We start from the raw sequence: 12,191 nt of genomic DNA on the forward strand, positions 1-12,191 counted from the left end.
GTCAGCCCTTGATGCCGGTCGCGGCGATGCCGCGCACGAAGTGTCGCTGCAAGGCGAGAAAGAAGAGTGCCGTCGGCAGCGTCGCCACGACGGCAGAGGCCATCAACACGCTCTGCTTCATCGACATGCCGGCGCCGCCGACCAATGTCGCCAGCCCGACCGGAAGCGTGCGGGTCTCGTCGGAATTGGTGGCGATCAGCGGCCAGAAGAAATTGTTCCAGCTGGCGACGAAGGTGAAGATCGCGACGGTGGCAAGGCCGGGCTTGGTAAGCGGCAAGAGGATGCGCCAGAAGAAGCCGAAGCGGCCGCAGCCATCCATGATGGCGGCATCCTCCAGTTCGCGCGGCACGGCCTGGAAGAACTGGGTCAGCAGGAAGACACCGAAGGCGTTGGCCGATGCCGGCACGGTCAGGCTGAAGATGCTGTCGACCAGGCCGTAGCTATTCAGGCCAAGGAACAGCGGCACGAAGAGGAGTTCATAGGGCAGCAGGAAGGTCGCGAAGATCACGCCCATGACGACGCGGCGGCCAGGGAACTGCATGCGCGCCAGCGGATAGGCCGCCAAGGCATCGACGGCCAGGGTCAGCGCGGTGGTGAGAATGCCGACAACGGCCGAGTTGCGAAACCAGGTCAGCATGGGGAAGCGCTGAAACAGCGCGCCATAAGCTTCCAGCGTCGGCGTATCCGGGATCCAGGTGGGCGGATAAGCGTAGATCTCGCTTTCCGGCTTGACCGAAGTGACCAGCATCCACAGGATCGGCGCGCCCCAGAGCGCCGTCACGACGATCATCAGCACATAGGCGAGCGAGCGCCCGCCAAGCGATTTTCCGGCACGATTGGAGCGCTGGTCCTGCATCAGATCGCCTTCATCAGCTTCATCTGGGCGAGCGAGAAGAGCAGCGTGATTAAAAGCAGCACCACGCCCGCGGCGGCGGCCGGACCCATCTCGAAATTCTGGAACGCGGTGAGATAGATATATTGCACGATGACGAAGGTGCTCGCCTCCGGCCCGCCCTGCGTCATCACATAAGCCTGGCCGAAGACGCGCCAGCCATTGATTATGGTGAGCGCGGTGACCAGCGCCATGGCCGGCCGCAGCAAAGGCAAGGTGATGTAGACGAAACGCTGCCAGGGGCCGGCGCCGTCGAGCGTGGCGGCATCATGCAATTCCTCGGAAATATCCTGCAGCGCCGCCAGGAAAATGATCATGTTGGTGTTGACGGTCCACCAGATGGTCGTGATGGCCAAAGCCGGCATGGACCAGTGCGGGTCCTTGAGCCAGGCGATCGGCTCGATGCCGATGGTGGTGATGTAATAGTTGACGAGGCCGGTGCCCTTGTCGAACAGCCAACCCCACAGGATGCCGACGGTCGAGACCATGACGACATAGGGAAGGAACACCACCGTCCTCACGAAAGCGGTGCCCTTGAGCTTCTGGTCGAGCAGCATAGCCAAAGCCAGGCCGAGCACGACCATCGGGATCGCCGTCAGGAAGACAAAGTAGAAGGTGTTCCTGATCGCGGTCAGGAACAGCGGATCGGCGAAGATCTGCCGGTAATTGTCGAGCCCGATGAATTCCGGCGCGCCGAGGATATCCCAGCGCATGAAGCTGATGCCGATGGCGGCCAGCGTCGGCAAAAGCATGAAGGCGATGAACAGCGCCAGATAGGGCGACAGGAAGAGATAGGCGGCAAGCGTCATGCCGCTGCGCACCGCCCCTCCCTCCTGCGCCGATGCGCGGCGTGCCCTGGAGCGGCCCGCCGGGTGTGATGCCAGCGATGTCATCAGCCCTTCTTCAGCTGCGCGTCGAGACCTTCCTTCATCGCCTTCAAGGCGTCCGGAACTGGCTTGGAGCCGCTGAGCGCGGCCTGCAGGTTGGTGACCAGCGGCGTCGGCTTGTCGAAAGAGAAGACCGAGAGATATTGCGGGATCAGCGGCTCGTAGACGATGTTGGGCAGGTCGTCGACGAAGGACTTGAAATATTTGTACTGCTCGGTGCCTGTGAAGGCAGCGCTTTCACGCACCGCCTTGCTCTGCGGGATGATGCCGACGGTGGTGGCGGGCGCGGCAAAGTTGTCGAAGAACCACTTCATGAAAGTGCCATCGGCGGCGAGCTTGTCGTCGCTTTTCTGCTTCGACACCGCCATGCAATGCGAGTTCGCCCAGACGGCCGCCTTCCGGCCAAACACCGGCAATTGCGCGGTCATGAAATTCATCTTCTGCGCCATGCGCAGATTGACCTCCCAGGGGCCGATGAACTTCATCGCGACCTGCTTGGAAGCAAAGGCGTCCTCGCCCTTGTTGCCGCCGACCTCGGGATTGGTCACGCCATGCACGTTGATCAGGTCGACGAGATATTGCAACGCCTTCTGCGAGGCCTCGCTGTCAACCGCGGCCAGGCCCTTGTCGTCAAGGAAGGTGCCGCCGAACTGGTACATCAGGCTGAACCAGATCCAGCGCGCTGTCGCCCAGGTGTTCGGCAATTCGAAGCCGTAACGCGTGACCTTGCCGCTGCCGTCCTTGACCGTCAGCTTCTTTGCCCATTCGAGGAATTCCTCGCCGGTCTTCGGCGGCTTGGCCGGATCAAGGCCCGCCTCCTGCACCATGTCGACATTGTAATAGAAGCCGAGCGGATGCACGTCGAGCGGCGCGGCATAGACCTTGCCGTCGAAGGTCACGCCGGTGCGGCCGGCATCCGGAACCTGCGACAGGTCGAGACCGGACGAAGCGACGACGTCGTCGATCGGCCGGATGACCTTGCGCGTGGCGAATTCCGGCAGCTCGGTGATGTGGAAGAGCACCAGGTCCGGCGCACGACCGCCGGCCGAGGAGACCACCCATTTGGAAAATAAGGTGTCCCAGTCATAGCCGGTCGGCTCGACGATGACGCCCTTGCCGCCCTTGTTGAAGGTGTCGATGACGCCGTTGAGCGCGGTGGTGTTGTCGGCGCCGGTCCAGCCATGCCAGAGCGTCACCTTCTCGTCCGCGGCGAAGGCGCCGCGCGGCAACGCGCCCGCCAGCGCAGCACTTGCACCAAGCGCAAGCGCTTGCCGGCGTGTCAGCAGGGATTTCGCGAAGACATCATTTGCCATGGTTTCCTCCCATTATGGCTTGTGTGTCAGGGGTGGTGAAGCACGCTTAGGCCGCCATCCGCGACAAGGCAGGCGGCGTTGATGAAGGGGCATTCGTCGGAGACGAGAAAGACCGCCGCCATGGCGATCTCCTCAGGCGTGGCGATCCGCCCGCCCGGATGCAGCGCCAGCGTCTTGGCGCGCGCGGCCCCCGGATCGTCGAAGCTGTTCCAGTAGTCGATGACCTTCTGGGTGGCGACATAACCGGGCGCCAGCGCGTTCACGCGGATATTGCCGCCGGCATATTCGATCGCCAGCGATTTGGTCAGGCCAAGCAGAGCATGCTTGGCGACGGGATAGGGAAAGGTGTGCGGGATGATGGTGAAGGCGTGCGTCGAGGCGATGTTGAGGATCACGCCGCCGCCCTGCCCGATTATCCCCGGCAGCGCCGCCTTGGCGCAGTGCCAGGCGCCTTTCACATTGACGTCAAGATTGCGCGTCCAGTCGTCCTCGGTGGCTTCAAGCGGCGTCGAGAACACGTTCATGCCGGCATTGTTGATGACGGTGTTGATCGGGCCGATGGCCTTCGTCGCCGCCGCCATGGCGGCCTCGATTGCCTTGGCATCAGCGATATCGGCTGCGGCATGCGCGACGTCGCCCAAGCGTGCAGCGCTTTCGACGAGAATGTCCGCGTCGCGATCGACCAGGAACAGCCCGGCCTGCTCCCGCAGACAGGCCTCGGCGATGGCGTAGCCGATGCCTTGCGCGGCGCCGGTGAGGAAGATCCGTTTTCCCTTAAGACGTCCCATCAGCGCCGCCCCAATGCCGAAGAACGCAGATTGTCGAGGAGCACGGCCAGAAGCAGGATCACGCCTCTGACGATGTATTGGTAGAAGGCCGGGATGTTGAGCAGGTTCATGGCGTTTTCGGCGATGCCCATGATCAGCACGCCGACGATGACGCCCGACATCGTCGCCCTGCCGCCGGCAAGCGAGACGCCGCCGAGCACGCAGGCCGAGATCACCGACAGTTCCAAGCCCACCGCGGCGTTGGGCTGGCCGGAGGTGATGCGCGAGGCAAGCAGGATGCCGGCGATGCCGCAGACCACGCCCTGGAGCGTGAAGATCCAGATGCGCGTCCGGTCGACATTGACGCCGGCAAGTCGCGAAGCTTCCGGGTTGCCGCCAATGGCGAGCGTGTTCTTGCCAAAGACGGTGCTGTTGAGCACAAAGCCGAAAATGGCGAAGAGCACCGCCAGCACCCAGATCGGCGTCGGTATGCCGAGCAGCTTCGAGAGGGCCAGCTGGTAGAAGTCAGGGCTGTTGATGCCGACGGCGCGGCCATCCGACGAGATCAGCGCGAAACCGCGTACGATCTGCATGGTGGCGAGAGTGGTGATCAGGGCGTTGATGCGGAATTTGGCGATGACGACGCCATTGACCCAGCCGACGACCGCGCCGCAGGCGATGGCTGCGACGAGGCCAAGCAGGATCGAGCCGGTTGTGTTCGAGGCCATCACCGCGACCATGCCGGCAAAGGCGACGATGGAGCCGACCGACAGGTCGAAGTCGCGCGCAGCGAGGCAGAACATCATCGTGCAGGCAACGATGCCGACGGTGACCACGGACTGAAGCAGGCCGAGCATGTTGCGGTCGGTGAGGAAGTTCGGCACGAGCAGCGACACCAGCGCGAAGGCGACGATGAAGATGACGACGAGGCCTTGTTCGCCGAGCAGGATCTTCTTCAGCCGACTGGTCATTGGAAGCCTCAGGATGCGATCGCGTCGGGGGTTTTCTTGTCGGGGAGCGCCGCGGCCAGGATCGCCTTTTCGGCGAATTGGTCGCGCGCGAGCTCGGCGCTGATGCGCCCGCCGCACATCACCAGGATGCGGTCGCAAATGCCCATCACTTCCGGCAGCTCGGAGGAGACGACGACGATCGCCATGCCCTCCTCGGCCAGTTGATAGAGCAGCTCGTAGATCTCCGATTTGGCGCCGACATCGATGCCGCGTGTCGGCTCGTCGACGATCAGCACGCGGATGTCCTGCTCCGACAGCCAGCGGCCGAGGATGACTTTCTGCTGGTTGCCGCCTGAGAGATTGACGATGTCCTGCTTGCGCGACGGCGTGCGCACCTTGAGCTTCTTGATGAAGGTTTCGGCGGTCGTGATCTCGCTAGTCCGGCTAAGCACGCCGAAGCGCGTGTGATGGCGCCTGGACGAGATGTTGATGTTCTCCTCGATCGAGCGACCTTGGATGATGCCGTCATGCTTGCGGTCCTCCGAGCACAGCACGATGCCGGCCCTGATTGCGTCATGCGGGCTGGCGGCGGCAACCGTCTTGCCGTCGACCATGATCGTGCCGCCCGAACGCGGATCGGCGCCGAAGACCAGCCGCATCAGTTCGGATCGGCCGGCGCCGATGAGGCCGAAGAAGCCGACGATCTCGCCGGCGCGGGCTTCGAAGCTTGCCGGCGTGCGCAGCCTGGTGCCGCTCAGATTGTCGACCTTGAGGCGAACCTCTCCCGCCTTGCGCGACCGAAAACCCCAGATGTCGGAAATCTCGCGGCCGACCATTTCGGCCACGACCTGATCGCGGGTGACATCCTTCAGCGATTGATGATGTGCGGCGAGCTTGCCGTCGCGCAGCACCGTCAGGCTGTCGCAGAGCCGGAACACCTCGTCGAGGCGGTGCGAGACATAGATGATGACCTTGCCCTCGCCGCGCAGCCGGCCGATCAGCTTAAACAGGATCTCGCTTTCGCGCGAGGACAGCGACGAGGTCGGCTCGTCGAGCGCAATCACCCGGGCGTCGAGCATCACGGCCTTGGCGATCTCGACCATCTGGCGCTCGCCGATCGAGAGCGTCTTGACCTTGCGGCGCATGTCGATATCGATGCCGGCCGATTTCAACTTGGCGCCGACGTCGTCGAGCATGCGGCGGCGGGCGATGACGCCGGCGCTTGCCGGAAAGCGTCCGAGGCTGAGATTCTCGGCGACGCTCAACTCGGGCACCAGCTGCAATTCCTGGTGGATGACGATGACGCCATTGTCGAAGGCATTTCTGGTCGAGGCATAGGCCTGGACCTTGCCGTCGATGCTTATCTCGCCGGCATCGGCATGCTGGTCGCCGGACAGGATCTTGATGAGCGTCGATTTGCCGGCGCCGTTCTCACCCATCAATCCGTGCACGGCGCCCTTTTCGACGCCGAACGACACATCCGACAAGGCTTTGACGCCCGGATAGGTCTTGGTGATGTTGGAGAATTCGAGAAAGGACACGGGGCTTCAATCCTTCTTGAGCATGCCAAACAGGCGGCGGCATCAAGCCGCCGCCTGTTTGTACAGGGAGGACTATTCGATACCGAGGTCCTTGCGCACCTTCTGGTAATCGTCGCGCTTGGCCAGCGCGCCGGCGGTCAGCGTCAGCTTCGCCGGCTCCTTGTTGTTGGCGATCCAGTCATACATGTTGAGCGCCGTCTCGTAGCCGTGGCGCTTGGGCGAGATGATCACCGTGCCGACGAAGCCGGTGGCGGCGGGTTTCTTGAACTCGTTGATCGCCGATTCCGCGCCGCCGATGCCGACGCCGATCATGCCGTCCGCCGGAATGCCGACGCTTTCAGAAGCGCGCACTGCGCCCAGCACCGCCTCGTCATTGAGGCCGAAGGCAATCCACTTCTTGATGTCGGCATGGGCGTTGAGCACCACGGTCGCGGCATTGAGCGCGGCTTCCGTGTCGGTCTTGGCCTGCGGCGCGTCGAAGATGTTTTCGGCTTTGAAGCCGGCGGCCTTCAGCACCGAGATCGCGCCCTCGACACGATCGACGGCGGTCGGCAGCTGGTCGTAGGAAACGCGGATCGCGCCGACCTCGTCCATCTTCCAGCCGCGCGCCTTCATCTCGTCGACGATGGCCTGACCCACGGCCTCGCCGATCTTGGTGGCGGAAATGCCCATATGCGGCACGTCTTCCAGCGGCTTGCCGTCGGCGCCGACGAGGCGGTCGTCCACCGTCATCAGCTTGAGATTGTTGGCGGCGGCCTTGGCGACGATGCCGGGGCCGAGCTTCACATCCGGCGTGCAGACGACGAAGCCTTGCGCTCCTTGAGCGCCCAGATTGTCGATCGCCGACATCAGCTTCTCGCCGTCCTCGGCGCCGATCTTGATAAGAGTAAAACCCTTTTCCTTGGCGGCCTGATCGGCGAACTTCCATTCGTCCTGGAACCAGGGCTCCTCCGGCTGTTTGACGATGAAGCCGATCTTGGTGTCCTGAGCGTAGGCCGACGCGATCGTGGTGACCGACAAGACGGCGAGAGCACCCGCGACGAGCGCGGTTTTCAAAAGTCGCATGATTACCTCCCAGCAAACAGCCGGGCGCTCAGCCCGGATTGGTCGTGTGTAATCAATTTTATCATACCCGTCAATTGATCTGGTATGATAAATGAGATAGGTAGTCCGATAAGTAGTCGCTGGCGCAAATCACTCGCATCCGCTAAGGCCGGACCAATTGCGCGCAAACCGAACGGTTCGCTGCCTTGGAGGAGGGGCTGAGGTGAACGAAACACCGAAGAAGGCTGACGAAGACACGCAAACGCGCGAGACGGCGCGCCGGCCGCGCGTCATGCCCGACGTGACCAAGGCGATCGCCTCCGACATATTCTCCGGACGCTATCCGGCCGGGTCGTCGCTGCCCACCGAGAACGATCTCGGCATCGAATATGGCGTCAGCCGCACCGTCATCCGCGAAGCGCTGAAAGTGCTGGCAGCCAAGGGGCTGGTGCTGTCGCGGCCACGCGTCGGCACGGTGGTGTGCGACCAGGACAACTGGAACATCATCGACCCGCAGGTGCTGGCCTGGCATGCGCCGCATGCGCTGGACGACAAGCTGTTCGACGCGATCCTGGAAACCCGCCGCGCCATCGAGCCGCTGGTCGCCGAACTTGCGGCAACGCGCGCGACGCTGCAGGAAATCGCCGATCTTGAAGCGGCCTGGCAAGGCATGGCGGGTGCCGGCGAGGACCTGACGCAGTTCTCGCGCTCCGACATCGTCTTCCATCAGATCGTCTATGGCGCGAGCCACAACCCTATCTTCCGCCAGATCGGCAAGCTGATCGATACGGCGCTGCTGTTTTCGCTGGAGGCCACCGCGACGATCTCCCCGGTCAGGCGCAGGGAAGCGGCGGCGGCGCATGGCGAGGTGGTCGAGGCCTTGCGCATGCGCGACGCCGCCGCCGCGCGCAATGCAGCCAATAAGATACTCGACCTGGCCGCGCGCGATCTCGTCAGCGCCAAGAAACTGAAAAGCAACTGAGACCGGCCGACCGCATGAAGATCACCGCTCTGACCACCTATATCGTTCCGCCGCGCTGGCTCTTCCTCAAGATCGAGACCGATGCCGGCATCAGCGGCTGGGGCGAGCCGGTGGTCGAAGGCAAGGCGCTGACGGTCGAAGCGGCGGTCAGGGAACTGGCCGATTATCTGATCGGCAAGGATCCGCGTTTGATAGAGGATCATTGGACGGTGATGCATCGCGGCGGCTTCTATCGCGGCGGGCCGATCCTGATGAGCGCTATCGCCGGCATCGACCAGGCGCTGTGGGACATCAAGGGCAAGGCGCTCGGCGTGCCGGTCCATGAATTGCTCGGCGGCAGGCTGCGCGAAACGATCAAGGTCTATTCCTGGATCGGCGGCGACCGGCCGGCGGAAGTGGCGGCCGGCGCCAGGGATATGGTGGCGCGCGGATTCCTAGCGCTCAAGATGAACGGCACCGAGGAACTGCAGATCGTCGACAGCCACGACAAGATAGACGCGGCTATAGAGCGCGTCGCCATGGTGCGCGAGGCGGTCGGGCCGAATATCGGCATCGCCGTCGATTTCCACGGCCGCGTGCACCGCCCGATGGCGCGCATCCTGGTCAAGGAGCTTGAGCCCTACCGGCTGATGTTCATCGAAGAGCCGGTGCTCAGCGAAAACCGCGAGGCGCTGAAGGAGATCGCCGCACTCGGCTCGACGCCGATCGCGCTTGGCGAACGGCTCTACAGCCGCTGGGATTTCAAATCGGTGTTCGAGGATGCGGTCGTCGACATCATCCAGCCGGATCTCTCGCACGCCGGCGGCATCACCGAATGCCGCAAGATCGCGGCGATGGCTGAGGCCTATGACGTGGCTGTGGCGCCGCACTGTCCGCTCGGGCCGATCGCGCTCGCCGCATGCCTGCAGCTCGACGCCGTGAGCTACAATTGCTTCATCCAGGAGCAGAGCCTAGGCATCCACTACAATGCCGGCAACGACCTGCTCGACTACGCCGCCAACAAGGACGTATTCCGCTACCAGGATGGCTATGTCGCCATTCCCGATGGCCCGGGCCTCGGCGTCGAGATCGACGAAGAGTATGTGAAGGAGCGCGCCCGGGAGGGACACCGCTGGCGCAACCCGGTCTGGCGCCACAAGGACGGTTCGTTCGCCGAGTGGTAAGCCGGCAAGATTCCGACGGATTGTTTTGCGAGACGACCGGTGCGGCAGGAAAGTGCAAGTAGGATCCCGAGCGGCGCGCGCGTGGCGCCGGAGCACCTTCAGTTAGGTGGGATCGATCCACAGGTATGGCCAGTCGCCTTCGATCGGCCGATCGAGGAACGAGGGCAACGCCGCGGAAGTGTGGGTCGGGATCAACAGAACGGCGGAGGCACGTCACGCTTCGTACCGCTACAAGCGATGTTCTAACTGAAGCGAACGTCGGCGGAAGAAGTCGCCACCGGAAGAGGCAATCGAGCTCCTCAAGGCGAAGCTCCCCCGCCTGTTGGTCGGCAGCATCTGTTGGCTGATACCTGCTAGAAATACGCGCTCCGCTTGCGGGCAGAATAGAGTGGAAGGGAAGTTGCGGCTCCCCTCTTCTATCCTATTGCACCGCCAGCGCCGTCACTTCGCGTCGAAATGGCAGCGCGTCACCGATATCGGGTTCGTCCAGCTCGCGGGCGAAGCGGTGGCCGGCATAGGTTGCCCAGGCGATCGGCCCCGGCGCTTCCGCATCGCCAATGACCTTGATCGAACGAATGCCGTTGCCGGCCCACTCGTTTTCCCGGGCTTTCAGCGCGCGCCAAACGGCATCGTCCTGATTGCGTGACGTGACCAGGACGACGGCATCGGCGGCCAGCTCCTGTTTCGCGCCGGTATAGACGCAGGCTGTCACGACGCCGCCTGAAGCGATATTCGTGACGGTCCTGTTAAGGACGATACCCACTCCCAATCCCGCCAGGCGGCGGTGGATGGCCCCCTGCTCCAGCGTGTTTCGCGTCCAGTCCGAGACAAAGGCCGACGGCATCCTTGAAGAGAGCGATTGTAAAGGATGGTGACGCCGGTTTCGCGATGGATGCGTCGGATCTCGGTCTGGATCTCCTCGCGCAGCTTCTTGTCCAGAGCCGACAGCGGTTCGTCCATCAAAAGGATCGGCGGATCGTAGGCCAGCGCGCCGGGTTTGCCCATCCGGCAGTTTATGGCCATGTGGCGCGCCCTTTCCCAGTTTGTGTAATACCACGGCGAAGTGATTGATACCGGGAACAAATTAGCAGTTCGAAAGTTCGCGATAACAGCGAATCGGGAGAAGAACTAACCGCTGCCGAGCCGGTTCGTTGAAGGCTGACTTTCTTTTCCAGGATGCCCGCATATGAAGATTGCCCAGATCGCCCCCCTGATGGAGTCCGTGCCACCGAAGCTCTATGGCGGGACCGAGCGCATCGTCTCATATTTAACGGAAGAGCTGGTTCGAAGGGGCCATGACGTGACGCTGTTCGCCAGCGGCGATTCACGCACATCGGCCGAACTCGTGCCATGTTGCGAGGTTGCGCTACGCTTCAATTCGAAAGCAAAGAATCCGATTCCTTACCACGTCATGATGCTTGAAGAGGTCCGCAGGCGAGCGGACCAATTCGACGTGCTGCATTTCCACGTCGATGTTCTTCATTTTCCGATAATTAGACAGTTCGCGCAGCGAACCGTTACCACGCTTCATGGCCGGCTCGACCTTCCGGACCTGGCGCAGCTTTACGCGATGTTCAACGACATTCCACTGGTCTCGATCTCGGATGACCAGCGCCGGCCCATGCCGCCGGTCAACTGGCTTGGAACGGTGTATCACGGCCTGCCGAACGACATCCTCCCATCCCGGCCGAAAGCCTCTGGATACCTCGCGTTCCTCGGTCGCATCTCACCCGAAAAAGGCCCGGAAGCCGCGATAGAAATCGCCGCGCGCGTCGGGATGCCGCTCAAGATCGCGGCCAAAATCGACGCAGTGGACCAATCATTCTGGAGCGGTAAGGTCGAACCCCAGGTGCTTCGACATTCGAATGTCGAGTTCATTGGCGAGATTGATGAGCGTGCGAAGGCGGAATTTTTGGGCAATGCGACGGCGCTGCTGTTCCCGATCGATTGGCCGGAGCCGTTCGGCCTCGTGACCATCGAGGCGATGGCCTGCGGCACCCCGGTGGTTGCCTTCAACCGCGGAGCCGTTCCGGAGGTCATCGATCATGGCGTGTCCGGACTGATAGTGGAAAGCATTGACGAAGCCGTCGAAGCTGTGCGGCGGATAGGCAGTCTCGATCGCGCACGAGTGCGGAAAACTTTTGAAACGCGATTCACGGTCGGGCGCATGTGCAGCGACTATTTGGGGATCTACAGCTTGCTGGCGTGCGACGAGCAATTTCCACTCGGCCCGCGAAACGGTTTCGCCGAAAACGCAGCTGAGATAGCCAGCACGGCTTGAAACGAGTTGGCGGTTACAATCGCCGGCTTCCGCCGCATGCGATCGGGATCGAGCAGCGGAAGCTTCGTCGAATATCCGCCAAAATTTCAATGACGCTCTCGGGATCACGGGCATCGCAGCATCGATGCGCAATACTGTTGAGAGGGGATGGTCGGGCGCAGGCATATTGGATGAGCGCCAAACATCGGCATCTGAACAGGAGGGATGAGATGAGCATCGAAGTCGAAGAACGCAAGCTTAATCCAGCGGTCGCTCTCCCAGCACTCGATGAATCGGCACCGCGGGAGCCGCATCGGCAATTTGCGCTGAAGCATGAGGACTGCTTCGTCGTCGCGGACAGCTATGGCGACATACGCGGCAGCGGCGACGGG

At 62.6% G+C, this 12,191-nt stretch carries 11 protein-coding genes and 1 pseudogene; 3 read left to right on the forward strand and 9 right to left on the reverse strand.

Features of this window, described 5'->3' with window-relative positions:
• Position 1: 1 nt before the first annotated feature.
• The 7 genes from LB529_RS26665 to LB529_RS26695 form a co-directional block, all read right to left on the reverse strand.
• Positions 2–856, reverse strand: a complete 855-nt coding sequence (locus LB529_RS26665; RefSeq protein WP_224634306.1) for a carbohydrate ABC transporter permease — start codon at positions 854–856, stop codon at positions 2–4.
• On the reverse strand, positions 856–1,785 hold the full coding sequence (locus LB529_RS26670; RefSeq protein ID WP_224638669.1) for a carbohydrate ABC transporter permease: 930 nt from the start codon (positions 1,783–1,785) through the stop codon (positions 856–858). The genes LB529_RS26665 and LB529_RS26670 overlap by 1 nt, the downstream gene beginning before the upstream one ends.
• Positions 1,785–3,092 (reverse strand): ABC transporter substrate-binding protein, encoded by a 1,308-nt coding sequence (locus LB529_RS26675; protein WP_224532725.1) that lies wholly within the window; start codon positions 3,090–3,092, stop codon positions 1,785–1,787. Before LB529_RS26675 ends, LB529_RS26670 begins: the two co-directional genes overlap by 1 nt.
• Positions 3,093–3,118: 26 nt before the next feature.
• Complete coding sequence (locus LB529_RS26680; protein ID WP_224638835.1) at positions 3,119–3,883, reverse strand: SDR family oxidoreductase; 765 nt, start codon at positions 3,881–3,883, stop codon at positions 3,119–3,121.
• Entirely contained in the window at positions 3,880–4,830 is a 951-nt protein-coding gene (araH, locus tag LB529_RS26685) for an L-arabinose ABC transporter permease AraH (RefSeq protein ID WP_224532726.1), read from the reverse strand. The genes LB529_RS26680 and araH overlap by 4 nt, the downstream gene beginning before the upstream one ends.
• Positions 4,831–4,838: 8 nt before the next feature.
• On the reverse strand, positions 4,839–6,350 hold the full coding sequence (araG, locus tag LB529_RS26690; RefSeq protein WP_224638671.1) for an L-arabinose ABC transporter ATP-binding protein AraG: 1,512 nt from the start codon (positions 6,348–6,350) through the stop codon (positions 4,839–4,841).
• A 72-nt stretch (positions 6,351–6,422) separates the two neighbouring features.
• Entirely contained in the window at positions 6,423–7,415 is a 993-nt protein-coding gene (locus tag LB529_RS26695; RefSeq protein ID WP_224638678.1) for an arabinose ABC transporter substrate-binding protein, read from the reverse strand.
• Positions 7,416–7,686: 271 nt separating this feature from the next.
• On the opposite strand from LB529_RS26695, the gene LB529_RS26700 reads away from it, so the two are divergent.
• Together LB529_RS26700 and dgoD are read left to right on the forward strand one after the other, a co-directional pair.
• Complete coding sequence (locus LB529_RS26700) at positions 7,687–8,376, forward strand: FadR/GntR family transcriptional regulator (RefSeq protein WP_224638837.1); 690 nt, start codon at positions 7,687–7,689, stop codon at positions 8,374–8,376.
• 14 nt (positions 8,377–8,390) lie between these two features.
• Positions 8,391–9,539, forward strand: coding sequence for a galactonate dehydratase (dgoD, locus tag LB529_RS26705; protein WP_224638679.1), 1,149 nt, complete (start codon positions 8,391–8,393; stop codon positions 9,537–9,539).
• Positions 9,540–9,960: 421 nt separating this feature from the next.
• Here dgoD and LB529_RS26710 read toward each other — a convergent pair whose 3' ends face one another.
• Together LB529_RS26710 and LB529_RS26715 are read right to left on the reverse strand one after the other, a co-directional pair.
• On the reverse strand, positions 9,961–10,383 hold the full coding sequence (locus LB529_RS26710; protein ID WP_224638847.1) for a hypothetical protein: 423 nt from the start codon (positions 10,381–10,383) through the stop codon (positions 9,961–9,963).
• A gap of 17 nt (positions 10,384–10,400) precedes the next feature.
• Positions 10,401–10,532 (reverse strand): annotated as a pseudogene (locus LB529_RS26715) (polyamine ABC transporter ATP-binding protein); the annotation flags it as partial.
• Between the two features lie 193 nt (positions 10,533–10,725).
• Here LB529_RS26715 and LB529_RS26720 point away from each other — a divergent pair.
• Entirely contained in the window at positions 10,726–11,820 is a 1,095-nt protein-coding gene (locus tag LB529_RS26720) for a glycosyltransferase family 4 protein (protein ID WP_224638681.1), read from the forward strand.
• The last annotated feature ends 371 nt before the right edge of the window (positions 11,821–12,191 follow it).

Source organism: Mesorhizobium sp. CA5 (genome assembly GCF_020165105.1).
Classification (GTDB): Bacteria; Pseudomonadota; Alphaproteobacteria; order Rhizobiales; family Rhizobiaceae; genus Mesorhizobium.

Coding starts and splice junctions, on each gene's coding strand:
- LB529_RS26670 (WP_224638669.1), bottom strand. CDS start 1,785: ATGACATCGCTGGCATCACACCCGGCGGGCCGCTCCAGGGCACGCCGC.
- LB529_RS26710 (WP_224638847.1), bottom strand. CDS start 10,383: ATGCCGTCGGCCTTTGTCTCGGACTGGACGCGAAACACGCTGGAGCAG.
- LB529_RS26720 (WP_224638681.1), top strand. CDS start 10,726: ATGAAGATTGCCCAGATCGCCCCCCTGATGGAGTCCGTGCCACCGAAG.
- LB529_RS26665 (WP_224634306.1), bottom strand. CDS start 856: ATGCAGGACCAGCGCTCCAATCGTGCCGGAAAATCGCTTGGCGGGCGC.
- araH (WP_224532726.1), bottom strand. CDS start 4,830: ATGACCAGTCGGCTGAAGAAGATCCTGCTCGGCGAACAAGGCCTCGTC.
- LB529_RS26675 (WP_224532725.1), bottom strand. CDS start 3,092: ATGGCAAATGATGTCTTCGCGAAATCCCTGCTGACACGCCGGCAAGCG.
- LB529_RS26695 (WP_224638678.1), bottom strand. CDS start 7,415: ATGCGACTTTTGAAAACCGCGCTCGTCGCGGGTGCTCTCGCCGTCTTG.
- dgoD (WP_224638679.1), top strand. CDS start 8,391: ATGAAGATCACCGCTCTGACCACCTATATCGTTCCGCCGCGCTGGCTC.
- LB529_RS26700 (WP_224638837.1), top strand. CDS start 7,687: ATGCCCGACGTGACCAAGGCGATCGCCTCCGACATATTCTCCGGACGC.